Annotated in this window: 21 protein-coding genes and 2 tRNA genes; 16 read left to right on the top strand and 7 right to left on the bottom strand. The window is 72.0% G+C overall.

The features are described 5' to 3' along the window. Positions 1-3: 3 nt before the first annotated feature. Both D7M15_RS07835 and pepN read right to left on the bottom strand, forming a co-directional pair. On the bottom strand, positions 4-1101 hold the full coding sequence (locus tag D7M15_RS07835; RefSeq protein WP_121520402.1) for a hypothetical protein: 1098 nt from the start codon (positions 1099-1101) through the stop codon (positions 4-6). A gap of 152 nt (positions 1102-1253) precedes the next feature. After that, positions 1254-3857 (bottom strand): aminopeptidase N, encoded by a 2604-nt coding sequence (gene pepN, locus D7M15_RS07830; RefSeq protein ID WP_121516832.1) that lies wholly within the window; start codon positions 3855-3857, stop codon positions 1254-1256. 179 nt (positions 3858-4036) lie between these two features. Here pepN and D7M15_RS07825 point away from each other — a divergent pair, with 179 nt between their 5' ends. The 4 genes from D7M15_RS07825 (at position 4037) to D7M15_RS07810 (ending at position 6844) form a co-directional block, all read left to right on the top strand. Then, positions 4037-4666, top strand: a complete 630-nt coding sequence (locus D7M15_RS07825) for a DsbA family protein (protein ID WP_121516831.1) — start codon at positions 4037-4039, stop codon at positions 4664-4666. Positions 4667-4862: 196 nt separating this feature from the next. After that, positions 4863-5462: a biotin transporter BioY gene (locus D7M15_RS07820; protein ID WP_121516830.1), complete on the top strand. Its 600-nt coding sequence runs from the start codon at positions 4863-4865 to the stop codon at positions 5460-5462. Positions 5463-5533: 71 nt separating this feature from the next. After that, complete coding sequence (locus D7M15_RS07815) at positions 5534-6013, top strand: ribose-5-phosphate isomerase (protein ID WP_121516829.1); 480 nt, start codon at positions 5534-5536, stop codon at positions 6011-6013. 9 nt (positions 6014-6022) lie between these two features. Beyond that, a complete protein-coding gene (locus D7M15_RS07810; protein WP_121516828.1) occupies positions 6023-6844 on the top strand; it encodes a DNA-formamidopyrimidine glycosylase family protein in 822 nt (273 codons plus the stop codon). Positions 6845-6887: 43 nt separating this feature from the next. Here the strand turns inward: D7M15_RS07810 and D7M15_RS07805 are convergent, their stop codons facing one another. Continuing rightward, a complete protein-coding gene (locus D7M15_RS07805) occupies positions 6888-8123 on the bottom strand; it encodes a GNAT family N-acetyltransferase (RefSeq protein WP_121516827.1) in 1236 nt (411 codons plus the stop codon). 255 nt (positions 8124-8378) lie between these two features. Between D7M15_RS07805 and D7M15_RS07800 the strand changes: the two genes are divergently transcribed. After that, positions 8379-9536, top strand: coding sequence for a PP2C family protein-serine/threonine phosphatase (locus D7M15_RS07800; protein WP_121516826.1), 1158 nt, complete (start codon positions 8379-8381; stop codon positions 9534-9536). A gap of 126 nt (positions 9537-9662) precedes the next feature. Here the strand turns inward: D7M15_RS07800 and D7M15_RS07795 are convergent, their stop codons facing one another. Next, positions 9663-10871 (bottom strand): acyltransferase family protein, encoded by a 1209-nt coding sequence (locus D7M15_RS07795; RefSeq protein ID WP_121516825.1) that lies wholly within the window; start codon positions 10869-10871, stop codon positions 9663-9665. A 412-nt stretch (positions 10872-11283) separates the two neighbouring features. On the opposite strand from D7M15_RS07795, the gene D7M15_RS07790 reads away from it, so the two are divergent. Beyond that, positions 11284-11472: a hypothetical protein gene (locus D7M15_RS07790; RefSeq protein ID WP_121516824.1), complete on the top strand. Its 189-nt coding sequence runs from the start codon at positions 11284-11286 to the stop codon at positions 11470-11472. A 90-nt stretch (positions 11473-11562) separates the two neighbouring features. Here the strand turns inward: D7M15_RS07790 and D7M15_RS07785 are convergent. Beyond that, positions 11563-11633, bottom strand: a tRNA-Gly gene (locus tag D7M15_RS07785). A gap of 127 nt (positions 11634-11760) precedes the next feature. On the opposite strand from D7M15_RS07785, the gene D7M15_RS07780 reads away from it, so the two are divergent. From D7M15_RS07780 to clpX, 5 genes are all read left to right on the top strand, one after another. Continuing rightward, positions 11761-11837: transfer RNA gene (locus D7M15_RS07780), tRNA-Pro, on the top strand. A 133-nt stretch (positions 11838-11970) separates the two neighbouring features. Continuing rightward, a complete protein-coding gene (tig, locus tag D7M15_RS07775) occupies positions 11971-13398 on the top strand; it encodes a trigger factor (RefSeq protein ID WP_121516823.1) in 1428 nt (475 codons plus the stop codon). Positions 13399-13724: 326 nt separating this feature from the next. Further along, positions 13725-14330 (top strand): ATP-dependent Clp protease proteolytic subunit, encoded by a 606-nt coding sequence (locus D7M15_RS07770; protein ID WP_121516822.1) that lies wholly within the window; start codon positions 13725-13727, stop codon positions 14328-14330. 65 nt (positions 14331-14395) lie between these two features. Next, positions 14396-15088, top strand: coding sequence for an ATP-dependent Clp protease proteolytic subunit (locus tag D7M15_RS07765; protein WP_121516821.1), 693 nt, complete (start codon positions 14396-14398; stop codon positions 15086-15088). Between the two features lie 163 nt (positions 15089-15251). After that, on the top strand, positions 15252-16538 hold the full coding sequence (clpX, locus tag D7M15_RS07760) for an ATP-dependent Clp protease ATP-binding subunit ClpX (RefSeq protein ID WP_121516820.1): 1287 nt from the start codon (positions 15252-15254) through the stop codon (positions 16536-16538). Positions 16539-16634: 96 nt separating this feature from the next. Here the strand turns inward: clpX and D7M15_RS07755 are convergent, their stop codons facing one another. Beyond that, on the bottom strand, positions 16635-17624 hold the full coding sequence (locus D7M15_RS07755) for a hypothetical protein (protein ID WP_121516819.1): 990 nt from the start codon (positions 17622-17624) through the stop codon (positions 16635-16637). Between the two features lie 116 nt (positions 17625-17740). Continuing rightward, a complete protein-coding gene (locus D7M15_RS29365; protein WP_127201718.1) occupies positions 17741-18691 on the bottom strand; it encodes a hypothetical protein in 951 nt (316 codons plus the stop codon). Positions 18692-18819: 128 nt separating this feature from the next. Here D7M15_RS29365 and D7M15_RS07745 point away from each other — a divergent pair, with 128 nt between their 5' ends. The 5 genes from D7M15_RS07745 (at position 18820) to D7M15_RS07725 (ending at position 25334) form a co-directional block, all read left to right on the top strand. Then, on the top strand, positions 18820-21465 hold the full coding sequence (locus D7M15_RS07745) for a valine--tRNA ligase (RefSeq protein ID WP_121516817.1): 2646 nt from the start codon (positions 18820-18822) through the stop codon (positions 21463-21465). A gap of 129 nt (positions 21466-21594) precedes the next feature. Next, entirely contained in the window at positions 21595-23148 is a 1554-nt protein-coding gene (locus D7M15_RS07740) for a folylpolyglutamate synthase/dihydrofolate synthase family protein (protein WP_121516816.1), read from the top strand. Beyond that, positions 23148-23501 carry a DUF4233 domain-containing protein gene (locus D7M15_RS07735; protein ID WP_121516815.1) on the top strand — a complete coding sequence of 118 codons (354 nt, stop codon included), beginning with the start codon at positions 23148-23150 and terminating at the stop codon, positions 23499-23501. Before D7M15_RS07740 ends, D7M15_RS07735 begins: the two co-directional genes overlap by 1 nt. A gap of 94 nt (positions 23502-23595) precedes the next feature. Then, positions 23596-24009: a nucleoside-diphosphate kinase gene (ndk, locus tag D7M15_RS07730; protein WP_121516814.1), complete on the top strand. Its 414-nt coding sequence runs from the start codon at positions 23596-23598 to the stop codon at positions 24007-24009. A 305-nt stretch (positions 24010-24314) separates the two neighbouring features. Continuing rightward, the gene (locus tag D7M15_RS07725) at positions 24315-25334 is read left to right on the top strand and encodes a rod shape-determining protein (protein WP_121520400.1); all 1020 of its coding nucleotides are present in this window, start codon (positions 24315-24317) and stop codon (positions 25332-25334) included. Positions 25335-25356: the final 22 nt, after the last annotated feature.

Genomic DNA, 25356 nt, shown 5'->3' with positions numbered 1-25356 from the left:
GGGTCACCTGGGCGTCACCGCCACCCGCGCCGCCGGTTCGCGGTCGTCGGCGGCCATCAGGGCCGTCCGTACGATCGCGGCCTGCTGCCGCGGCGAGTCCCGCAGCGCCGCCGGGGCCAGGTGCACGACGGTGATCCCGAAGCGTTCCAGCGCCTCCCGCCGCCGCGCGCGCTCCTCCCGCAGCGCCTCCTCCTCGTGCCCGTGCCGGTGCGCCCGCGTGTCCAGTTCGACGGCCACGGCCTGCTCCGGCCAGTACGCGTCGACGCTCCCCAGGCACGGCCCGCCGGGCAGCCGCAGGTCGACGTTCCAGCAGGGGTCGGGGAGCCGCTGGAAGCACACCATGTCGTAGAGGTGCTCCTCCGCGATGGCCCGCCCCTCCGCCAGCAGTGTGTCGACGGCGCCGACGACCTGCGGCCGCGCCAGCAGCCGCGCCCGGCCCAACTCCCGTACGATCGCCCGCGCTTCGCAGTGCCGCGCGCGTACGGCCTCGGTCAGCATCCGGCGTACGGCCACCGCGTCCTCCGTCTGCCGTACGGCGTCCGCCAGCGCCCGCGTCACCGGCGCCACCGGCAGCCCGGTGATCTCCTCCGGCTCGGGCACGGCCTGCGCGCGCACGACGCGGGCGAAACCGACGGAGCGCAGCCGCCGCGTACGGGGCACCAGCACGTCGATCCGGGCGAGGGTGGCCAGCGGCGGCACGGACGTGAAGCCGTGCAGGGCGAGCGCGGCGAAACCGGTGAACTGCGCGTCGGACGCGGGGAGTCGGACCGGCGTGGACGGCCGCGCCCGCCCGGCCGCCAGGGTCGCCGACGGAGCCGCCGTCGTACGCCCGTACGCGGCCGTACGCGCCGGGGTCCGCCGCGCGGGCCGGTCCGCGTACAGCAGGCACGCGTGCAGCCGGTCGGTGCTGGTCGGCGGGCCGGGGTGGAGCAGGTACACGCCGGGCAGCGGCATCTGCCACGGCCCGCCCGGACGGCAGCGGGCACCGGCCTCGGCGTCGGTCACGCCGTGCTCGCGCAGGGCGCGGCTGTCCAGCACCCGCGGTGACGCGTCGTTGAGGTGGCTCAGGGGCCGGGGGGAGAGCGGGGCGTCGTACGTCATGCCCCCGTCGATGCCCATTCGGGCGGCTCGTCCCACCCCCTGTTACAGGGCCGTCGCGAAACAGGGACAACCGCGGCCTCAAGTACGGCAGTTCGAATGCCGATCCGGCGCCCGCCCCGCCGGGGCGCGGGGGAGCGGGCACCGGTGCGGTCTCAGCGCGCGCCCGCCCGCGCGTCGCACTCCTGCGCCGTCAGCGCCCGCGCCAGGTCGTCGCGCGCCTCCAGCACGAGGCGCCGCAGCGCCGGGGCCGCGTCCGGGTGCCCGTCCAGCCACCGGTCGGTGGCGTCCAACGTGGCGCGGTCGCCCTGGAGCGCGGGGAACAGACCCCGTACGACGGCCATCGCGATCTCGATGGACCGTGTCCGCCAGATCTCCTCCAGCACCTCGAAGTAGCGCGGCGCGTACGGCGCGACCAGCTCCCGCTGCCCCGGCAGCGAGAAGCCCGAGATCGTCGCCTCCACCAGCGCGTTGGACAGCCGGTCGGAGCCCACGACCGCGTCCCACGCCTCCGCCTTCACCGCCGACGACGGGCGCGCCGCGAGGCTGCGCACCTCGTGCCGCCGCCCCGACGCGGTGTCGTCCCGGCGCAACTCCCCGGCCACCGCCGCCTCGTCGGCCGCGCCGTGCGCCGTCAGCGTGTGCAGGAACGTCCAGCGCAGCTCCTGGTCGATCTCCAGCCCGTCCACCCGCGCCGTACCGGCCAACAGCCCGCTCAGCAGCTGGAGGTCGTGCTCGCCGTGCGCGACCGCCGCGAAGAAGCGCGCCCACGCCAGCTGGTGCCCGCTGCCCGGCGCGGCCTGCCGCAGCCCGCTCAGCGCGCCCTCGGCCAGCTCCCGGGCGGCCTCCTCGCGCCGGTCGGGCGCCGTGTACTGCACCTCGGCCGTACGCGCCCACGCGTGCAGCATCTGGAGCACGCCGATGTCCGTCTCGTCGCCCGCGAAGCGCAGCACCAGCGCGAGGAAGTCCCGGGCGGGCATGAGCCCGTCGCGGGTCATGCCCCACAGCGCCGACCAGCACAGCGCGCGCGCCATCGGGTCGGTCAGCCCGCCGAGGTGCTCGCGGAGCGTCGCCAGCGAACGTTCGTCGAAGCGGACCTTGCAGTACGTCAGGTCCTCGTCGTTCAGCAGCACCAGCTCCGGCCGTTCGGCACCGGCCAGCTCCGGCACGGCCGTACGCGCGCCGGTCACGTCCACCTCGGCCCGCGCGTACCGCTCCAGGGCGCCGCCCGCCGCCCGCCGGTACAGGCCCACCGCGATGCGGTGCGGCCGCAGCACCGGGTGCGAGTCGGCGGCCTCCTGCACGACGGCCAGCTCGGTGAGGCGGCCCTCCGCGTCGTACGTCGCCTGCGGGGTGAGGGAGTTGACGCCGGCGGTCTGGAGCCACGCCTTCGACCACTCGCCCATGTCCCGCCCGGAGGTCTCCTCCAGGACGGACAGCAGGTCACCGAGGCGGGTGTTGCCCCACTCGTGCCGCTTGAAGTAGCGGCGGGCGCCCTCCAGGAACGCGTCCCGCCCGACGTACGCCACCAGCTGCTTCAGCACGGACGCGCCCTTGGCGTACGTGATGCCGTCGAAGTTGAGCTTCGCGTCCTCCAGGTCGTGGATGTCCGCGGTGACCGGGTGCGTGGACGGCAGCTGGTCGGCGCGGTACGCCCAGGACTTGCGGCGGTTGGCGAAGGTGATCCAGCCGTCGTGGAAGCGCGTCGCCTCCACGAGCGACAGCGCGCCCATGTAGTCCGCGAACGACTCCTTCAGCCACAGGTCGTCCCACCACTCCATGGTGACCAGGTCGCCGAACCACATGTGCGCCATCTCGTGCAGGATGACGTTCGCCCGGCCCTCGTACGACGCCTCCGTCACCCGGCCGCGGAAGACGAACTCCTCGCGGAAGGTGACGCAGCCCGGGTTCTCCATCGCGCCGATGTTGTACTCCGGCACGAATGCCTGGTCGTACTTCCCGAACGGGTACGGGTAGTCGAAGTGGTCGTGGAAGAAGTCCAGTCCCTGCTTGGTCACCCGGAAGACGTCCTCCGGGTCGAAGTGCCGCGCCAGCCCCTTGCGGCAGAGCGCGCCGAGCGGCACGTCCAGCACGGTGCCGTCGTCGAAGGTGCGCCGGTAGTGGTCGGTGACGTGGTGGTACGGGCCCGCGACGACCGCCGTGATGTACGTGGAGATGGGCTTCGTACGGGCGAAGCGCCACACGGCGGCGCCCCCGTCGGCGGGCGCGGGCTCGCCCTCCCGCGCGCCGTTGCTGAGCACCGTCCAGTCGGCGGGCGCGGTCACCGTGAAGTCGAACGGGGCCTTGAGGTCCGGCTGTTCGAAGTTGGCGAAGACGCGGCGGGCGTCGGCGGGCTCGTACTGCGTGTAGAGGTAGACCTTGCCGTCCTCCGGGTCCACGAAGTGGTGCAGGCCCTCGCCGGTACGGCTGAACGCGCAGCGCGCGTCGACCGTCAGCTCGTTCTCCGCGGCCAGGCCCTCCAGCGCGATCCGGGAGCCGTCGAAGACGAGGTCGGCGTTGAGGTCGCGCCCGTTGAGCCGGACCGAGTGCAGCGTCGGCGCGATCAGGTCGACGAACGTGGCCGCGCCCGGCTCGGCGCAGCGGAACCGGATCGTCGTGGTGGAGCGGAAGGTGCGCTCCGCGCCCTCCGGCACCGGTGCCGACGCGGACCGCAGGTCCAGCGCCACGTCGTACCCGTCCACGGACAGCAGCTCCGCCCGGCGGCGGGCCTCGTCGCGGGTCAGATTCTCACCGGGCACAGCGGACTCCTCGTCTCGGATAGCGAACGGATCGGGTCAGCATCGCACGGCGGTGGTGGCGGGCACACCGGGGAATGGTCCGGTCCGCCCGCATGTTCCTCAGGCGGGCGCGGTACCGCCGACCGTACGGTCGGGGTGCCCGCCGCCTGCCGTTCCGATGTGTGAGGAGATGCGAGGACATGTCCGAGAAGACGCCCGCCGACTTCTGGTTCGACCCCGTCTGCCCCTGGGCCTGGATGACCTCCCGCTGGATGCTGGAGGTGGAGAAGGTGCGCGACGTCGAGGTCCGCTGGCACGTGATGAGCCTCGCGGTCCTCAACGAGGACCGGCTCGACGAGATGCCCGAGCGCTACCGCGAGCTGATGAAGTCCGCGTGGGCGCCCGTACGCGTCTGTATCGCGGCCCAGGAGAAGCACGGCAACGAGGCGCTCGCGCGCCTCTACACCGCGCTCGGCACCCGTATCCACAACCGGGGCGAGGAGCGTTCCCCCGAGCTGATCGCCGCCGCGCTGGAGGACGCCGGGCTCCCGGCGGAGCTGCTGGAGGCGGGCGACACCGACGCGTACGACACCCAGCTGCGCGCCTCCCACAAGGAGGGCATCGACCTCGTGGGCCAGGAGGTCGGCACCCCGGTGATCGCCGTACCCGGACCGGACGGCGAGCAGATCGCCTTCTTCGGCCCGGTGGTCACGCCCGCGCCCAAGGGCGAGGAGGCCGCGCGCCTCTGGGACGGCACCCTGCTCGTCGCGGGGACGCCCGGCTTCTTCGAGCTGAAGCGGACGCGCGACCGGGACCCGCAGTTCGACTGACGGCACCCGCCGCACCCGGCGGCGACCGTCCCCGCTCCGCCCGTCGGCACGGTCCGGCGGGCGGAGCGCGTACGTGTCCCGGCGGGCGCCGCCGTACACCTCGCGGCACTGTCGCCAAACTCACGCGCTGCTCCGCGCGCCCTTCGGCTAGCGTCGGAAGGTCCGCTCAAGTCCTGATTTCCGTACCGGAGTTCCGATGAGTCTTTCCGCCACCACCGTCCGCCCCGGCGCCGTCCTCGCGGACGTCCTCCCCGCGTCCACCGCCGGACGCGCGCGCGTCCGCGACGTCGCCCTCGTGGTCGGCGGCGCCGCGTTGACCGGTGTCGCCGCGCAGATCGCCGTGCCGGTGCCGGGCTCCCCGGTGCCCGTGACCGGGCAGACCTTCGCCGCGCTCCTCGTCGGCGCCTCCCTCGGCGCGCGGCGCGGCCTCGCGTCCATGGCGCTGTACGCGGTGGCGGGCGTCGCCGGGATGCCCTGGTTCTCGGAGGGCGCGACCGGCGCCGCCATGCCGTCCTTCGGCTACATCCTCGGCATGCTCCTCGCCGCCACCGTCGTCGGCGCCCTCGCCCGGCGCGGCGGCGACCGCGGCGTGCTCCGCACGGCGGGCACGATGGCGGTCGGCATGGCCGTGACGTACGCGGTCGGCGTCCCGTACCTGGCGTTCGCCGCCGACCTGTCGGCGGGCGAGGCGATCGCGGACGGCCTGGTGCCCTTCCTCGTCGGTGACGCGCTGAAGGCCGCCCTCGCGATGGGCGCGCTCCCGGCGGCCTGGAAGCTGGTCGGCGAGAGGTCCTGACCGCCGGGCCCTCGCCGGACGGCCCCGGGCCGCCCCGCGAAGGGCGTCGGAGCACCGCCTAGACTGCGCCCATGCGCGTCTACCTCGGCTCCGACCACGCCGGTTACGAACTCAAGAACCACCTCGTCGCGTGGCTGGAGTCGGCGGGCCACGAGCCCGTCGACTGCGGCCCGCACGCGTACGACGCCCAGGACGACTACCCGCCCTTCTGCCTCCGCGCCGCCGAGCGCACCGTGGCGGACGGCGGCTCCCTGGGCGTCGTCATCGGCGGCTCCGGCAACGGCGAGCAGATCGCCGCGAACAAGGTCGAGGGCGCCCGCTGCGTCCTCGCCTGGAGCGAGCAGACCGCCGCGCTGGGCCGCGAGCACAACGACGCCAACCTGATGAGCGTCGGCGCCCGCATGCACACCACCGACGAGGCCGTCGCCTTCGTACGGACCTTCCTCGACACCCCGTACTCCGGCGAGCAGCGCCACTCCCGCCGCGTCGGCATGCTCTCCGCGTACGAGACGACGCGCGAACTCCCGCCGCTGCCCGGCCCGCGGGGCTGAGGTCGGCCCGTGCCCGAGGGTCACACCATCCGGCGGCTGGCCGACGACCTCGACGCGCGCTTCGCGGGCCGCGCCGTGCGCGCGTCCAGCCCGCAGGGGAAGTTCTCCGACGGCGCCGCGCTCCTCGACGGGCGGGTGCTGCGCGGCGCGGACGCGCACGGCAAGCACCTCTTCCTCGGCTTCGACGCGGCGGGCTGGACGCACATCCACCTCGGCCTGTACGGCACGTTCCGCTTCGGTACGGGCCCGGCGCCCGCGCCCGTCGGGCAGGTACGGCTGCGGCTGGCGGGCGACGACGCGTACGCGGACCTGCGCGGCCCCACCCGCTGCCAGCTGGTCACCGACGAGGAGAAGGCCGCCGTCCACGCCCGCCTCGGCCCGGACCCGCTGCGGCACGGCGACGGCGTCGCGGGCGACCCGGAGGCGGCGTGGGCGCGCGTGTCCCGCAGCCGTACGTCCGTCGCCGCGCTGCTGCTCGACCAGAAGGTCGTCGCGGGCGTCGGCAACGTCTACCGCGCGGAGGTCCTCTTCCGGCACGGCGTCGACCCGTACCGCGCGGGCCGCGACCTGGCCCGCGCCGAGTGGGACGCGGTCTGGGCCGACCTGGTGGCCCTGATGCGCACGGGCGTGGAGCACAACCGGATCGACACCGTCCGCCCCGAGCACCTGCCGGAGGCGATGGGCCGCGCGCCGCGCGTGGACGACCACGGCGGCGAGGTGTACGTGTACCGCCGCGCCACCCAGCCGTGCCACGTCTGCGGCACGGAGGTGCGCACCGCCGTGCTCGCCGGGCGGAACCTCTTCTGGTGCCCGGAGTGCCAGCCCCGCTGAGCCCCCGGCGCCGGGCCCCGCCCGCCCGTACGCCCCGCCCCGGTCAGAACGAGTGCGGCAGCCACGGGGCAACGTCCCCCCGGAACGCCCGCGACACCTCCGCCAGCGCCCCCGCCCGCACCTCCCGTACGCGCCCCGCCGCCGCCAGCGCCAGCAGCGTCGGCCCGCCGAGGTAGGCCGTGCCCAACTCCCGTACGGACAGCGCCAGATCCGGCGCGTCGTCCGTCCGTACGCACGTCGCGCCCGCCGGGCCGCCCACCAGCCGCCAACGCCCCTCGTTCCAGGGGCAGAAGCCGTCCGCCACCTCCAGCACGGCGTCGACCGGTGCCGCGTACGTACGGGCCGCCAGCGCCGCGCCCACGTCCACCAGCCGCAGGTGCAGCCCGTCCCGCAGGGCGATCCCGCAACGCCGCACGTCGGACACCATGTGCAGCCAGCCGTCGTCCACCGGCCGGTTGCCGAGGGTCAGCCACGTCGTGAGGTCGAGGTCGAAGAGGTGCCCCAGCAGCGCCCCCAGCGCCACCGGGTCGCACGCCTCCACCGCCCGCACCAGCACCTCGCCCTTCGGCCCGGTGGAGTCCACGTCGGCGCGCACCGCGTACCGCGCGTACCCGCGCAACTCGCCGTCCCGCTCGGCCAGTACGCACCGCAGCGCCGACGCCCCCGCGCGCAGCCGTTCCGGGTCGTGCGTGTCCGCCCGCTCCCAGCCGGGGCTGCGGACGAGCATGCCGGGGCGCAGCGGGACGCGCGCCGCGTAGAGCGCCGCGCAGCGCTGCCGTACGCCCTCGTCCCGCGGGTCCACCAGCCGCAGCCGCAGCGCGTCACCGCCCGGCGGCGGCGACAGCCGTACCCGCGAGGTGTCGACGCGGGCGCTCAACTGCTCGGTGGCGACGCCGTAGCCGAACCGCCCGTAGATCCCCGGCTCGGACGCGGTCAGCACCGCGAGGGGCTCGCCCCAGGCGCGTACGTCGTCCAACTGCCGCCGCATCAGCGAGGTGAGGACGCCGCGCCGCCGGTGCGTCGGCAGCACGCTCACCATGGTGACCCCGGCGGCGGGCACGGCCGCCCCGCCCGGCACCGTCACGCGGAAGCCGTACGAGCCCGCCGTGCCCACCATCGCGCCGTCGTCCCAGGCGGCCAGCGAACGGTCGGGGTCGATGACCGTACGCCACTTCTCCTGCTCCTCGGGCGTCTCCAGCGCCCCGGCGAACGCCGCGACGAGCACCTCGAAGAACGTGTCCAACTCCGCCCGGCGCAGCACCCGCAGTCCAGTCGTCATGCGCCATGCGTACCAGTGCCGACCACCGCCCCGCGAGACCGCCCGCGCCGCCCCGCGCGGACCGCACGCGCCGTCCCCGGGGCGCGGGGGCGCCGGAACGGGCGCGGGCAAGCACGGGCAGTACGCGGAGGTGTACGGGCAGCGCGCGGACCCGGCCGCGCGCCCGGCGGGCGGGCGAGCGGCACGATACCGGTGAACGCCCGGTCCCGCCCCGGGAATCGACGCGCCCCCGAGCGGTCGATAAGGTCACAGGGCATGGCGGCACGTCGAGTGAAAGCGGTTGTTCCGACGGCCCGGTGGTCCAGGGCGCGCAAGGCGCTGCACCGGGTCCGTACGAGCATGCGCCGTTCCGCCGTCGACTACTTCCGCGGCGGCGGCTCCGACTGGCTCGTGCTCGTCGCGCTCCTGCTCACCGTGCCCGCCCTCACGTACGCCACCATCCGCCAGCCCCTGTGGTGCGCGCCCGAGTCCCTCGTGCTGCCGATCATCGCGGGCGGACTGCTGCTGCGCCCCGCGAGCCTGCTCGCGCTGTACGCGGCGGCTGCCGCCGGTCTCATCGTGCAGGCCACGGCCCTCGACCCGTACCCGGACGGCGCGGGCCGCGTCACCCCCGGCACGGTGCTCGCGGTCGCCGCTGTGGGGCTGTCGGGGCTGCTCGTCGCGCAGTTCCGCAGCCGGGTCGGCGTGCCCTGGCGGCGCGGCGGGACGATGCTCTTCGACCTGCGCGAACGTATCCGCGTGCAGAGCAAACTGCCGTCCCTGCCCCGGGGTTGGCACCGCGAGATGGCGCTCCGCCCGGCGGGCGGCCAGTCCTTCTCCGGCGACTTCGTGGTGGCCGCGCGGACCGGGCCGGGCAACCGCACCCTGGAGGTCGTCCTCACCGACGTGTCCGGCAAGGGCATGGACGCCGGGTCCCGGGCGCTGCTGCTGTCCGGCGCGTTCGGCGGCCTGCTCGGCTCGCTCCCGCCGCACGCGTTCCTCCCGGCGGCCAACGGCTACCTGCTGCGGCAGGACTGGGCCGAGGGCTTCGCGACCTCCGTCCACCTCGTGCTCGATCTGGACAGCGGCGACTACGAGCTGTTCTCCGCGGGCCACGTCCCCGGGCTCCAGCGGTCGGCGGCGACCGGGGAGTGGGAGGAGAAGTCCGGCGAGGGGCCGCTGCTCGGGGTGTACGACGGGGGCCAGTTCGACCCGGTCAAGGGGACGCTGCGGCAGGGCGACGTGCTGATGCTGTTCACCGACGGCCTGGTGGAGACCGCCGAACGCGACCTCTCCGAGGGCATCGACCGGCTCACCGGCGAGGCCGACCGGTACGTGGCCACGGGCTTCGCGGGCGCCGCCTGGCACCTGATCGAGTCGGTCGCCCGCGACGTCAACGACGACCGCGCGCTGCTGCTGATCTGCCGCGACTGAGAGCCCCTCCCGTACGCGACCGGGCGGCCCCCGGCGTCCGGCCCCCCGCACGTCGCGCGGAGACGGCGAACGCCCGCCCGCACGGCTGTGGCGTGCGGGCGGGCGTTCGTACGGGGTGGTGGTGGCTCAGCGGGGGGCTTCGGCGGGCTTCTCCCGCCCCGGGGCGGCCGGGGCCTCCTGCGCCGCGCCCGCGCCCTTCTCGTGGCCCTGCTCGCGCTCCTTCGCCCTGGCGACCGGGTCCTCCTTGAAGAACCAGGTCATCTTCGGCTCCATCGCGAAGCGGAACATCCACTGGACCGGCGGCGTGCACAGCACGGTCATCATCACCATGGCCAGCAGGGTGATCGCGACGCGGCTCAGCGGGTGGTCGACCCACTCCATGTCGTACCAGTCGAACTCGCGCGACAGCTTGATGGGGTAGACGTGCAGCAGGTACGCGTACAGCGTGCCGCCGCCCAGCGCCGTGAACCACATGTGCCGCCGCGGCACCCAGGACAGGAAGCAGGCCGTGAGCACCAGGCCGCAGCCGAACAGCGCCAGGTACATCGCCGCGCCCGCCCAGTCCGGAACGGCCATCTCCGACGCCGACTTCTCGTGCAGGAACCAGTCCTTGCTCATGCGCGGCACGGCCCAGTACGAGAACAGCAGCGTCAGCGCGATCACCGGCACGGCGGCCAGCCGCGCCTCGCGACGCTTCACCAACTGGAAGTGCTCCGGGCGCAGTTGCAGCCCGATGACGAAGAACGGGAGGAACTGGAGGACCCGCATCAGGTTCAGGTCCGAGCCGATGTCGTCCGTGACGCTCGCGGCCACACCGATCGCCAGGGCCACCGGCACCGGCCAGCGCAGCGTCTTCCAGAACGGCGTCGTGAGCCGCCAGATGAACAGCGCGACGAGGAACCACAGCGCGAACCCGGGCTTCTGGAGGCTGAACGCGCGGTCGGGATTGTCCGCCCAGCGCATGAAGAGGGTGTAGACGATCTCGAAGACGAGATACGGCACCGCGACACCCGTGACCAGACGCTTCAGCTGACCCGGTTTCCCCGTGAAACTCCGCGACAGATAGCCGGAGACGAGGATGAACGCCGGCATGTGGAACGTGTAGATCACGTAGTACAGCGCCTCCGCCGTACGGCTGTCGGCGCGCAGCGGGTCCCATGCGTGTCCGACACCGACGAGCAGGATCGTCAGGTACTTGGCGTTGTCGAAGAAGGGATCACGTTGCTTCGCCCCGGAGGCGCCGCGTGCTTTCGGCGGCGGTTCCGTTGACGTGGGGGGAGGCGTCTCAGGGCGGGCCGGGGGGAGCGGGGCCCGCTCATAACGAGCGTGCAACATCCGAATCACGATAGCGGCCGATCCGGGGCCCGTAAATTCAGGAGCCCATGGGTATGCGTTTATCGACCTGTCGCTCTGTCGTCACCCCCGGCGCTCCACCCCGGGACGACTGCCTGTACAGGCCACGTACCGCTCTCGACTCGGCACTTCCCGCGCCGCGTACCCCGTTCCCGCCTTCCGTCCCACCCCGTTCCGTCCGGTCCCTCCGCCGCCCTGGCAGACGGGATCGGGCCCGGCGGCGTTCCCTCGTACGGGAAACATCCGCGGCGCGAGCGTCCTCCGCCGCACGCGGCGCGATGACCTGTCACTCCGCCCCACGGGAGGGGCAGTTGGTGGCACGATGGGACCGGACGAGGAGCCGGTGGCGAGGGGCTCCCAGGTGGTGCGTTCGACCGCGAAGGTGTGATCAGGTGTGGCCATTTCCCTGTCAGTGGTGCTGCTGCTCGGAGTCGTCCTCGCGCTGATGCTCCGCGGCGGCTCCATCAAGACCGGCCCGGCCCTCGTCGCCGCCCTCTTCGGCTTCTTCCTCGCCTCCACCGGCGCGGCCCCGGCGGTCAACGACATGGTCGACGTCTTCGCCAACACCCTCAGCGGCTTCTAGGGGCTGCCCGGGCCCCGTCCCGCCGATGGACGGCTCCCGTGTACGCACCGACGGCCCGGTCCCCTCGGGGGCCGGGCCGTCGGTGTCCGGAGCGGGCGACGGGAATCGAACCCGCGTAGCTGGTTTGGAAGACCAGGGCTCTACCATTGAGCTACGCCCGCGTGCGCCGCGTGATCGGTCGTCCGGGCCGGGGCCCTCGATCCGCTGCCCCGGTGTCCACTTGTCGTGCACCGTGGCCGGAGCGGCACGCTGTGCATCGTACGGCATGTACGCTACGTGTCGCACCGACGGGGTGTGGCGCAGCTTGGTAGCGCGTCCGCTTTGGGAGCGGAAGGTCGTCGGTTCGAATCCGGCCACCCCGACCACGTACTATGGGTGACGCGCGTGCCTGTGTCGTGTCCGCGACCTCTTGTCGCAACCTTCGTACCGCATACGGGGCGCCCATCCTTCGTAGGAACTCGCAGTAGCCCCAAGTAGTCAGCCCCAAGGAGACCGACCGTGAAGAGCGCCGTGGAGACCCTGAACCCGACCCGGGTTCGGCTCACTGTCGAGGTGCCCTTCGAGGAGCTCAAGGACAGCCTCGACGCGGCGTACAAGAAGATCAACCAGCAGGTCACGGTGCCCGGTTTCCGCAAGGGCAAGATCCCTGCCCGGGTGATCGACCAGCGCTTCGGCCGCGGCGCGGTGCTGGAGGAGGCCGTCAACGACGCGCTTCCGAAGCTCTACCAGTCGGCCGTCGAGGAGGGCGAGCTGACCCCGCTCGGCCAGCCCGAGGTGGACATCACCGACCTCAAGGACAACGAGCTGCTGTCCTTCACCGCCGAGGTCGACATCCGCCCCGAGATCGAGATCCCGGACTACTCGGGCATCGAGGTCACCGTCGAGGCCACCGAGGTCTCCGACGATGACATCGACAAGTCCGTCGAGCAGCTGCGCGAGCGCTTCGCCTCCACCTCCGTCGTGGAGCGCGCCGCCGCCGAGGGCGACGTCGTCAAGGTCGACCTGGAGGCCAAGGTCGACGGTGAGGTGCTGGAGGACGGCGTCGCGCAGGGCGTCGACTACACCATCGGCAGCGGCGAGCTGCTCGAAGGCATCGACGCCGCCGTGACCGGCCTGGAGGCGGGCGGCTCCGCCACCTTCACCTCCGAGCTGAAGGGCGGCTCCGCCGCCGGCAGCGAGGCCGAGGTCAAGGTCGACGTGCAGACCGTCTCCGCCCGTGAACTGCCCGAGCTGGACGACGACTTCGCGCAGCTGGCCAGCGAGTTCGACACCCTGGAGGAGCTGCGCGGGGACAGCCGCAAGCGGCTGGAGACCTCGAAGAAGTACGAGCAGGCCACCGAGGCGCAGGAGAAGGTCCTCGACGCGCTCATCGAGCTGGTCGAGGTGCCCGTCCCGGAGAAGCTGCTCGCGGACGAGATCAACACCCGTAAGCACAACCTGGTCAACCACCAGCTGGCGCAGATGGGCCTGGACCTCGCGGCGTACCTGCGGATGCAGGAGAAGACCGAGGAGGAGTTCGACGCCGAGCTCAAGGAGCAGGCGGAGAAGGGCATCCGGACGCAGTTCGTGCTCGACGAACTGGTCAACAAGGAGAAGCTGAACGTCAGTCAGGAGGAGCTCACCGAGCACCTCATGCGCCGCGCGCAGTCCTCCGGCATGAGCCCCGACCAGTTCGCCCAGGCCATCGTCGAGGGCGGCCAGGTCCCGATGCTCGTCGGCGAGGTCGCCCGCGGCAAGGCGCTGGCCGTCGTGGTCGAGGCCGCCACGGTGAAGGACACCAACGGCGACGTGGTGGACCTCGAGGACGACGAGGACGAGACCGGCGAGACGGTCGACGCGGAGTCCACCGAGGAGCCCGCGGAGGCCGCCGCCGAGGAGAAGGCCGACGAGAAGGCCGACGACGCCGAGAAGGCCGACAAGAGCTGACGGCGGGCCCCGTCGCGGGCACGCCACGACGCGTACCGGCGGGCCGGGGGCGGGCCATGTGCCGCCCCCGGCCCGGCCGCCTCACGCGCGCCCTCCGAGGCGCCCGACCTGCGCTCACAGCGAACAGTTCCGGAAGCGGGATGGCACCCGCCGACCAGCGCGTTAGGGTCCATAGATACGGATGGCAGGGGTGTTCTCCGACGGGCCCGAGGAGGGCCGCCGGGACGCCCCGCCCCCGTAGAAAACGACCGTACAGACGACGCCAGTGACGGCCACGCCGAGTCGCAGCCGTCCGGATACGAGCAGGTGGACACGTGACGCTTCCGATGCCTTCTGCCGCCGCTGAGCCCAACTTCGGTGGTGGCCTCGGCGACCAGGTCTACAACCGACTGCTCAACGAGCGGATCATCTTCCTCGGCCAGGCAGTCGACGACGACATCGCCAACAAGATCACCGCACAGCTGCTGCTCCTTGCCGCCGACCCGGACAAGGACATCTACCTCTACATCAACAGCCCCGGCGGCTCGATCACGGCCGGTATGGCGATCTACGACACCATGCAGTACATCAAGAACGACGTGGTGACCATCGCCATGGGCCTCGCCGCCTCCATGGGCCAGTTCCTGCTCAGCGCCGGCACCCGCGGCAAGCGCTTCGCGCTCCCCAACGCCGAGGTGCTGATCCACCAGCCGTCCGCCGGACTGGCCGGCTCCGCATCGGACATCAAGATCCACGCCGAGCAGCTGCTGCGCACGAAGAAGAAGATGGCCGAGCTGTCGGCCCTGCACACCGGTCAGACCGTCGAGCAGTGGACCCGCGACGCCGACCGCGACCGCTGGTTCTCCGCGCAGGAGGCCAAGGACTACGGCCTGATCGACGAGGTCTACGGAGACGCGGCCCAGCTCCCGGGCGGTGGCGGTACGGGCGCGTGAGCCCCGTCGACCACGCAGACCGCGCCCGCTCCCCGCAGCCAGCCCACCACCAGGAGAAAGCTCCGATGACTTCTTCTTCCGGTTTCCCCGGTCCCTCCGGCACCCCCGGCCTCCCCGGTCTCCAGGGCCGCTACTCCGGGCCGACCGCCGAGTCGCGCTACGTGATCCCGCGCTTCGTCGAGCGGACGTCGCAGGGCGTGCGCGAGTACGACCCGTACGCGAAGCTCTTCGAGGAGCGCGTGATCTTCCTCGGCGTGCAGATCGACGACGCGTCGGCCAACGACGTCATGGCGCAGCTGCTGTGCCTGGAGTCGATGGACCCGGACCGCGACATCTCGGTCTACATCAACAGCCCCGGCGGCTCGTTCACGGCGCTGACGGCCATCTACGACACGATGCAGTTCGTGAAGCCGGACATCCAGACCGTGTGCATGGGCCAGGCCGCCTCGGCCGCCGCCGTGCTGCTCGCGGCGGGTACGCCCGGCAAGCGGATGGCGCTGCCCAACGCCCGGGTGCTGATCCACCAGCCGTACACGGAGACCGGCCGCGGCCAGGTGTCCGACCTGGAGATCGCCGCCCGTGAGGTGCAGCGGATGCGCTCGCAGCTGGAGCAGCTGCTGGCCACGCACTCGACGCGGGACATCGAGGCCATCCGCGACGACATCGAGCGCGACAAGATCCTTACGGCCGAGGAGTCGTTGGAGTACGGTCTCATCGACCAGATCGTCTCGACCCGCAAGAGTTCGGTCGAGGTCTGAAGTCCCGCGCCCTCCTTGGGCGGGACCCGGCGTCCGGCTGTCGCTCAGCCGTACCGAGTCCGTCCAAGGGGGGCCCAAATCGGCGGTCCGGCAAGGTACGGTCGGAGTGCACGTACCTCGGTCCGTCGGAGCGGACGGATCCCAGGCGAAGGGGAAGCACCTCGTGGCACGCATCGGTGATGGCGGCGATCTGCTCAAGTGCTCGTTCTGCGGCAAGAGCCAGAAGCAGGTGAAGAAGCTCATCGCGGGTCCAGGTGTCTACATCTGCGACGAGTGCATCGACCTGTGTAACGAGATCATCGAGGAGGAGCTGGCCGAGACCTCCGAAGTGCGCTGGGACGAACTGCCCAAGCCACGCGAGATCTACGAGTTCCTCGAGGGTTACGTCGTCGGGCAGGAGGCCGCCAAGAAGGCGCTCTCCGTGGCCGTCTACAACCACTACAAGCGGGTGCAGGCGGAGGAGAAGGCGGGCGCGCAGGGCCGCGACGACGGCATCGAGCTGTCGAAGTCCAACATCCTGCTGCTCGGCCCGACCGGCTCCGGCAAGACGCTGCTGGCGCAGACGCTCGCCCGCATGCTGAACGTACCGTTCGCCATCGCCGACGCCACCGCGTTGACCGAGGCGGGGTACGTGGGCGAGGACGTCGAGAACATCCTGCTGAAGCTGATCCAGGCGGCCGACTACGACGTCAAGAAGGCCGAGACGGGGATCATCTACATCGACGAGATCGACAAGGTCGCCCGCAAGAGCGAGAACCCGTCGATCACGCGCGACGTCTCCGGCGAGGGCGTGCAGCAGGCGCTGCTGAAGATCCTCGAGGGCTCGACCGCGTCGGTGCCGCCGCAGGGCGGACGGAAGCACCCGCACCAGGAGTTCATCCAGATCGACACGACGAACGTGCTGTTCATCGTCGGCGGCGCCTTCGCCGGTCTGGAGAAGATCATCGAGTCCCGCGCGGGCGCCAAGGGCATCGGCTTCGGCGCGACCATCCGGTCGAAGCGGGAGATCGAGGCGAGCAACCAGTTCGAGGAGATCATGCCCGAGGACCTGGTGAAGTTCGGGATGATCCCGGAGTTCATCGGGCGGCTGCCGGTCATCACGAGCGTCCACAACCTCGACCGCGAGGCGCTGCTCCAGATCCTGATGGAGCCGCGGAACGCCCTGGTGAAGCAGTACCAGCGGCTGTTCGAACTCGACGGTGTCGAGCTGGACTTCGACCGCCCGGCGCTGGAGGCCATCGCGGACCAGGCGATCCTGCGGGGCACCGGCGCGCGGGGTCTGCGCGCCATCATGGAGGAGGTCCTGATGTCGGTGATGTACGAGGTCCCGTCCCGCAAGGACGTGGAGCGCGTCGTCATCACGGAGGACGTCGTCCACTCCAACGTGAACCCGACCCTGGTGCCCCGCACGCGCGGCACCGACCAGGAGCGGCACGACAAGAGCGCGTAGCGCCGACGCCCGTACGTCGAAGAGGGGCGCCCCCACCGGTAATCCGGCGGGGGCGCCCCTCTTCCGTGTGCCGTTCGCGTACGGACGCTGACGCCCCTACTGCTCCACGCGCACCTCGTTCCGTACGTCCGCCGTGGTCTTCGCCGCCTCCGAAGTGGACGGCGCGCTCGCCCCGTTGACGGGGATGACCGCGCCGAGGGTGCTCTTGTCGCCCCACGCGCACATCGTCATCTGCGGCGGCTCGCCCGCCTCGGGTGCCTTGTTCCGGAGCACCTGGCACTTCATGACGCCGTTGTCGAAGCCGTCCGGCGACTGCTTCTCCGGGCTGCCGACGACCTCGGTGTCGTCGTCCCCGGCGATCTCGCCCCGCATGTACGTGAAGAACGCGTCGACCGACGTCTCCGGGTCCGCCACGTCGCCGTACGCCCCGATGAACGACAGCAGCTTGGCCGACGCGATCTCGCTCGGGTCGGGCGGCGCGGTGCTGCCGCTCTCCATGTTCATCGTGGAGTACGTGGCCTTCACGCCGGTGGCGTTCGTGATGCCGATGCGCCGCTGGTCCTCGGCGCCGAAGTCGTCGCCGGTGGAGGTGTCCTCGCCGCCCATCCGCTTGTACTCGCCGAGGAGTTGGGGCTTGGCCTCCAGGCGGTACGACTTGCCGTCGTCGGAGGCCCCGCCGTCGTCACCCGTGAACGCGACGACTCCGCCGACGATCGCGGCGACGACCACCAGGGCGCCGACGGTCAGCCCGATCGCCTTGCCCTTCCCGCCTCCGCCCGGTGGCGGCGGCACGGGCGGGCCGGGCATGCCGGGCTGGCCGTAGGGCTGCTGCCCGTACGGCTGTCCGTACGGCTGGCCGGGCTGCTGCGGGTAGCCGTAGGCGGGCTGCCCGCCCGGCGGCGGTTGCTGCGGCGCGCCGTACCCCGGCTGCTGCGGGGGTTGGGGCGGCGGCGGGGGCTGCTGCGGGTAGCCGTAACCCGGCTGGGGCGGCTGCCCGTACGGGTTGGGCTGCCCGGACCGGCCCGGCTGACCGGGCTGTTGGGGCTGTTGGCCGTAGGGGCCGGGCGGCGGCTGGTTGAAGCTCATCGAGCCGTCACTTCTCCTAGGTGGTGTCGCGGTGGTCTTCGAAGGGTGGTGCGCGACGTCGGACTTCGCGGCGTCGGACGCGGTGGAGCGGCCCGAGGAGGCCGCCCGGACACCGCTCAGATCTCTTCCCGCGCGGCCTCGCGGATCTCGGCGGTGGCCTCCGCGAGTTCGTCCTGGGTCATCGACTCGCCGTAGACACCGGCGCCGGCGGCGGGAGCCGCGCCGGTCTGGGAGACCACGCCGACGGCGGCGTTGTCCGCCCACACGCAGGTCGGGAACTCCAACTCGACCTGCTGTCCGCTGATCTGGCCGGTCTGCCGACGGGTCTCGCACCGGATGAGGGCGCCGTCGAACCCCTCCGGGGTGTACTCCTGGGGCCCGTCGGTGGTCTCGACCCGGTAGTTCTGGATGACCTGGGCGCCCTTGGCCTGGTTGTCGTGCACGATGTCGAACATGCCGTCGGCGGCCTTCTCCGGGTCGGCCACCTTGCCGTACACGCCCGCGAGTTGGAGCTGTTCCTTGCTGGTGGACCGGTAGTCGTCGGAGGCACCCGTGCCGTTCTCGACGCCGACCCGCTTCGCCTGCGCGTCGCCCGCGAGGTCCTCGGAGCTGCTGCCGGTCCCGGCGGAGGTGTACTCGCCGTCGAGCACCGACTCCGGCGGCACGATCTTGTACGGGGCGACCGCCGCCGTCCCGCGCTTCCCGCCCTTCGTCCCGTCCGCGTCGTCGCCGCCGTCGTCGTCACCGCCGGACAGGGCGAGGACGCCGCCGATGAGCGCGCCCACCACCACCAGCGCGCCGATGCCCAGCGCGACCTTCCGGCCCTGGCCGCCGCCCTGCCCCGGTATCGGCGGGCCGGGCGGGCCGTACGGCTGCTGCGGGCCGTAGGGACCCTGCTGCGCGTACGGGTTGGGCTGCTGCGGATACCCGTAGCCGGGCTGTCCGGGCGGGGGCGGCGTCGGCGGCCCGCCGTACGGGTTCGGGGCACCCTGGGGCGGTGGCGGGGGAGTGCCGTACGGGTCGGGCTGTCCGCCGTACGGACCCGGTGGTGGCTGGCCGTTGCTCATGGTGCGTTCCCCCTCCGTCGACTGTGCGTGGACACGCACGCTCATCTTGACGGAACGCGGGCCGCCGCGCCCCATCGGGACGCAAACCGGTTCGAGACCATGACACCCCCGCGCCTACACTGAGCGACGTGACCGACAACTCTCAGCGGACCCCGCACAGCGACGGGTCCGACGCCGCAGCCCCCGCCGATCTGCCGACACAGTACGCGCCGGCCGAGGTAGAGGAGCGGCTGTACGAGCGCTGGGTGGAGCGCGGTTACTTCGAGGCGGACCCCAAGAGCGACAAGCCCGCGTACACCATCGTCATCCCGCCGCCGAACGTCACCGGCTCCCTGCACCTCGGCCACGCCTTCCAGCACACGCTGATGGACGCCCTCACCCGACGTAAGCGGATGCAGGGCTACGAGTCGCTGTGGCTGCCCGGCATGGACCACGCGGGCATCGCCACGCAGAACAAGGTGGAGCAGCAACTCGCCGAGACCGAGGGCAAGTCGCGCCAGGACCTCGGCCGGGAGGCGTTCACCGAGCGGGTGTGGCGGTGGAAGGAGGAGTACGGCGGGAAGATCCTCGGCCAGATGCGCCGCCTCGGCGACGGCGTCGACTGGTCCCGTGAGCGCTTCACGATGGACGACGGCCTGTCGCGCGCCGTGCAGACCGTGTTCAAGCGGATGTACGACGACGGCCTCATCTACCGCGCCGAGCGCATCATCAACTGGTGCCCCCGCTGTCTCACCGCCATCTCCGACATCGAGGTGGACTACCAGGACGACGACGGCGAGCTGGTCTCCATCCGCTACGGCGAGGGCGAGGAGAGCCTCGTCGTCGCGACGACCCGCGCCGAGACGATGCTCGGTGACACCGCCGTCGCCGTGCACCCGGACGACGAGCGGTACGCGGCGCTCGTCGGCAAGCGGATCAAGCTGCCGCTGACCGACCGTACGATCCCCGTCGTCGCGGACACCCACGTCGACCCGGAGTTCGGCACCGGCGCGGTCAAGGTGACCCCGGCGCACGACCCGAACGACTTCGCCATCGGGCAGCGGCACGACCTGCCCATGCTCACGGTCCTGGACGAGCGCGGGAACATCACGGCGCACGGCCCGTTCCAGGGCCTGGACCGTTTCGAGGCCCGTTCCGCGATCGTCGCCGCGCTGCGCGAGCAGGGCCGGATCGTCGCGGAGAAGCGCCCGTACACGCACTCCGTCGGGCACTGCTCGCGGTGCCGGACGACGATCGAGCCGCGGCTGTCGCTCCAGTGGTGGGTGAAGGTCGGCCCGCTGGCGCAGGCCGCGGGCGACGCGGTGCGCGACGGCCGGGTGCGCATCCACCCGGCGGACATGTCGAGCCGCTACTTCGACTGGGTCGACCACATGCACGACTGGTGCATCTCGCGTCAGCTGTGGTGGGGCCACCGCATCCCCGTCTGGTACGGCCCGGACGGCGAGGTCGTCTGCCTCGGCCCGGACGAGGAGCCGCCGACGGGCGAGGGCTGGCGGCGCGACGAGGACGTGCTGGACACCTGGTTCTCGTCCGGCCTGTGGCCGTTCTCCACCCTGGGCTGGCCCGAACGCACCCCGGACCTGGAGAAGTTCTACGCCACGGACGTCCTCCTCACCGGCCACGACATCATCTTCTTCTGGGTCGCGCGGATGATGATGTTCGGGCTGTACGCGATGGACGGCACCCCGCCGTTCCACACCATCGCGCTGACCGGCCTGGTCCGCGACGAGCACGGCAAGAAGATGTCGAAGTCCTTCGGCAACGTGGTGGACCCGCTCGACTGGATGGACGCGTACGGCTCCGACGCCCTCCGCTTCACCCTGGCCAGCGGCGCCAACCCCGGTACGGACGTGCCGATCGGCGAGGACTGGGTGAAGGCGTCCCGGAACTTCGCCAACAAGATCTGGAACGCCACCCGCTTCGCCCTGATGAACGGCGCCACCGTCGAGGGCCCGCTCCCGTCCCCGGACGAGATGGCGGCCGAGGACCGCTGGATCCTCTCCCGGCTGGGCGCGGTCGTCACCGAGGCCGACGGCTTCTACGAGGACTACCAGTTCGCCAAACTCAGCGACGCGCTCTACCACTTCGCGTGGGACGAGGTGTTCGACTGGTACGTGGAGCTGACGAAGACCACGTTCCAGAAGGGCGGCCGCCCGGCGGAGGTCTCGGGCCGGGTCCTCGGCGAGGTGCTGGACGTGCTGCTGCGGCTGCTGCACCCGATCGTCCCGTTCGTCACCGAGACGCTGTGGACGACGCTCACCGGCCGCGAGTCCGTCGTCGTCGCGGACTGGCCCGCCGACTCCGGTTACCGCGACGCGGCGGCCGAGCGCGAGATCGACACGCTCCAGCAGGTGATCACCGAGGTCCGGCGGTTCCGCGCCGACCAGGGGCTCCAGCCGGGGCAGCGGGTCCCGGCGCGGCTCGACCTGGGCGGTACGGCGCTGGCGGCGCACGAGGACGCGATCCGCTCGCTGCTCCGACTCCAGCCTGCGGGCGAGGAGTTCGCGGCGACGGCGTCGCTGCCCGTCGCCGGGGTCACGGTCGCGCTGGACCTGTCGGGGGCGATCGACTTCGAGGCCGAGCGGAAGCGGCTGACGAAGGACCTCGGCCTGGCCGAGAAGGAGTTGAAGCAGACGACGGCGAAGCTCGGGAACGAGGGCTTCCTCGCCAAGGCCCCCGACGACGTGGTGGACAAGATCCGCGCGCGCCGCGGGCAGGCCGAGGCGGACATCGCCCGCATCCGCGAGCAGCTGGACCGGCTGCCGCGGGGGTGACGCCCCGGCCCCGCCTCCGGGGCCGTGCCGCGGCCCTCCCGGCGCCCGCCCTCGGGCCCGCCCCGCGCCCGCCCGCGCGGACGGGCGCCGGGGCGGGCGGCCCCGGCGGGCATCCGTAGACTGGCCCGCGTGAGCGACCAGCCCCAGCAGCCCGAACCCGACCCGGCCGACGACCCCGCCGCGACCTCCGGCGACTTCGAGGACGGCGACTTCGAGGACATCGTCGAGGCGGAGACCTCCCGCGACCCCGACCTCGCCGTGATCGAGGCGGGCAGTCGTACGCTCCGCGCGCAGGTGGGCGTCCCGCAGCCGGGACTCGCCCCCGCCCGCCCCGAGGACCCCGAGGCGGACCGCGCGCTGCGCGCCGTGGAGGAGGAACTCGCCACCCGCTGGGCCGAGACGAAGCTCGAACCCTCCCGCGTACGCATCACCGCGCTGCTGGACGTGCTGGGCGAGCCGCAGCGGGCGTACCCGTCGATCCACATCACCGGCACCAACGGCAAGACCAGCACCGCCCGCATGATCGAGGTGCTGCTCGGCGCGTTCGAGCTGCGCACCGGCCGGTACAGCAGCCCGCACGTCCAGTCGATCACCGAGCGGATCAGCGTGGACGGCGCCCCGCTGCCCGCCGAGCGCTTCGTCGCGACGTACGAGGACGTCAAGCCGTACCTGGAGCTGGTCGACGCCCGGCAGGAGTACCGGCTGTCGTTCTTCGAGGTGCTCACCGCCATGGCGTTCGCCGCCTTCGCGGAGGCACCGGTCGACGTCGCCGTCGTCGAGGTCGGCATGGGCGGCACCTGGGACGCGACGAACGTGATGGAGGCGCCCGTCGCCGTCATCACCCCCGTCACGCTGGACCACACCGACCGGCTGGGGGAGACCCCGGAGGAGATCGCGGGCGAGAAGTCCGGGATCGTCAAGGCCGACGCGACGGTCGTGCTCGCGCAGCAGTCCGTCGAGGCCGCGTCGGTGGTGCTCAAGCGGGCCGTCGAGGTGGACGCCACCGTCGCCCGCGAGGGCATGGAGTTCGGCGTCGTCTCGCGCGAGGTCGCCGTCGGCGGACAGCTGCTGACGCTGCGCGGCCTCGGCGGGGAGTACCCGGACGTCTTCCTGCCGATGCACGGCGCGCACATGGCGCACAACGCGTGCGTGGCGCTCGCCGCCGTCGAGGCGTTCTTCGGCGTCGGCTCGGCCCACGCCCGTACGCTCGACATCGACACCGTCCGGCAGGCGTTCGCCGCCGCCACCACACCGGGCCGGCTGGAGCTGGTGCGCAAGTCGCCGCCCGTCCTGCTGGACGCCGCGCACAACCCGGCGGGAGCGGAGGCCGCCGCGGCCGCCGTCACCGAGGCGTTCGGCTTCAGCCGCCTGATCGGCGTGGTCGGTACGAGCGGTGACAAGGACGTACGCGGCATGCTGGAGGCGTTCGAGCCGATCCTCACCGAGGTCGTCGTCACCCGGAACTCGACGCCGCGCGCGATGGACGTGGACGCGCTGGCGGCGCTCGCCGTCGAGGTGTTCGGGGAGGAGCGCGTACAGGTCGAGCCGCGGCTGGACGACGCGGTCGAGGCCGCCATCACCCTGGCGGAGGAGGAGGGGGAGTACGGCGCGGCGGGCGTCCTCGTCACCGGCTCCGTCATCACCGTCGGAGAGGCGCGGCTGCTGCTGGGCGGGGGCCGCTAGTGCGTACCCTCTGCGCGAGCACCCTGCTCGGTGAGTTCTTCGTGATCGGCTTCGCGGGCCTGGTGGCGATGCGGACGACCGACCTGTCCACCGGCACCGTGTGGGCGGTGTGCGGCACCGCCATGGTGCTGTGCCTGCTGCTGTGCGGCGTGCTGACACGCCCGGGTGGCCTGGCGTTCGGCTGGCTGCTCCAGGCGGGTCTGGTGGTGAGCGGTCTCGTGGTGCCGACGATGTTCGTGCTGGGCGCCGTCTTCACCGCCCTGTGGTGGGCGTCGGTGCACTACGGGCGCAAGGTGGACGAGGCGAAGGCGGCCCGCGCGGCGGCGTACCCGCCGGAGCCTGACGCTGCGTGACGAGCGGCCACCGCACCCGTGTAGCCTCTGAGCACTCGCGCATCGAACCACCCGCTGCCCGCGGGCAGCCGCCGTTTCCCAAGGAGTCCGCACCATGAGCCAGCGCACGCTCGTCCTGCTCAAGCCCGACGCCGTACGCCGGGGTCTGGTCGGCGAGATCATCGGCCGTATCGAGAGCAAGGCGGGCTGGACACTCCGCGCCCTCGAACTCCGTGACCTCGACCGGGCGACGCTGGAGCAGCACTACGCGGAGCACGAGGGGCGGCCGTTCTACGAGCCGCTGATGGAGTTCATGGCGTCCGGGCCCTCGGTGGCCCTGGTGGTCGAGGGCGAACGTGTCATCGAGGGCGTACGCGCGCTGGCCGGGCCGACCGACCCGATCGCCGCCGCGCCCGGTTCCATTCGTGGTGACTTCGGCACCATCGTCCGGGAGAACCTGATCCACGCCTCGGACTCCGAGGAGTCCGCGGAGCGGGAACTGAAGATTTTTTTCCCGGATTTCAGCTGACATATGGCTGACGGGGTGTCACGGTATTCGTGTCGTTGACCTGGGGCGGCCACAATTCCTCGGTCGCCCTTTGGTATATGCGAGCCCGTTCGGGGGAACGCATCACTCGGACACGACGTCACCATTACGGATGACGACCGGCGTTCCGCCCACAATGGCGGAGGAACCCCTGCCACGTGTCCCGGTGACCGCGTTTACGATGGACCCTCGCTTCCCGCCGCGCGACGCGTATCCACACACCCCAGCCGTCCTCCCCTGCCCATCGATCCAGTTGGAAGGCCAGACGTATCCTCATGGCGAACAACATGTCGTTCATCGGCCGTGATATGGCTGTCGACCTCGGGACCGCCAACACGCTGGTGTACGTCAGAGGTCGCGGGATCGTCCTCAACGAGCCGTCCGTCGTCGCCATCAACACCAACACCGGCGGCATCCTCGCGGTCGGCGCCGAGGCGAAGAAGATGATCGGCCGCACCCCGGGCAACATCGTCGCGGTCCGCCCCCTGAAGGACGGCGTGATCGCCGACTTCGAGATCACCGAGCGGATGCTCCGCTATTTCATCCTGAAGATCCACAAACGCCGTTATCTGGCACGCCCCCGCGTCGTCGTCTGTGTTCCCTCCGGTATCACCGGAGTGGAACGCCGCGCCGTCATCGAGGCGTCCACCCAGGCGGGCGCGCGGCAGGTGCACATCATCGAGGAGCCGATGGCCGCGGCCATCGGGTCCGGGCTGCCGGTCCACGAGGCCACGGGCAACATGGTCGTGGACATCGGCGGCGGCACCACCGAGGTCGCGGTGATCTCGCTCGGCGGAATCGTCACGGCGCAGTCCATCCGCGTCGCGGGCGACGAGCTGGACAACGCGATCATCCAGCACATCAAGAAGGAGTACAGCCTGCTGCTCGGTGAGCGCACCGCCGAGAGCATCAAGATCACCATCGGTTCGGCCTTCAACCTGGAGAAGGACGAGCACACCGAGATCCGCGGCCGTGACCTGGTCAGCGGACTCCCCAAGACGGTGGTGATCTCGGCCGCGGAGGTCCGCAAGGCCATCGAGGAGCCGGTCAACGCGATCGTCGACGCGGTCAAGACGACCCTCGACAAGTGCCCGCCCGAGCTGTCCGGTGACGTCATGGACCGCGGCATCGTGCTCACCGGCGGCGGCGCCCTGCTGCGCGGCCTCGACGAGCGCCTGCGCCACGAGACGGGCATGCCGATCCACATCGCGGAGGACCCGCTCGACTCCGTCGCGCTCGGCTCCGGCAAGTGCGTGGAGGAGTTCGAGGCGCTCCAGCAGGTCCTCGACGCGCAGCCGCGGCGCTGACACCGGGTCGTACGGCCGAGGT

Source organism: Streptomyces sp. Z26, assembly GCF_003665095.1.
In the GTDB taxonomy this organism is placed as follows: domain Bacteria; phylum Actinomycetota; class Actinomycetes; order Streptomycetales; family Streptomycetaceae; genus Streptomyces; species Streptomyces phytohabitans.
Note: the sequence above shows the minus strand (reverse complement) of the source record. Positions and strands in the feature narration are given on the sequence as shown.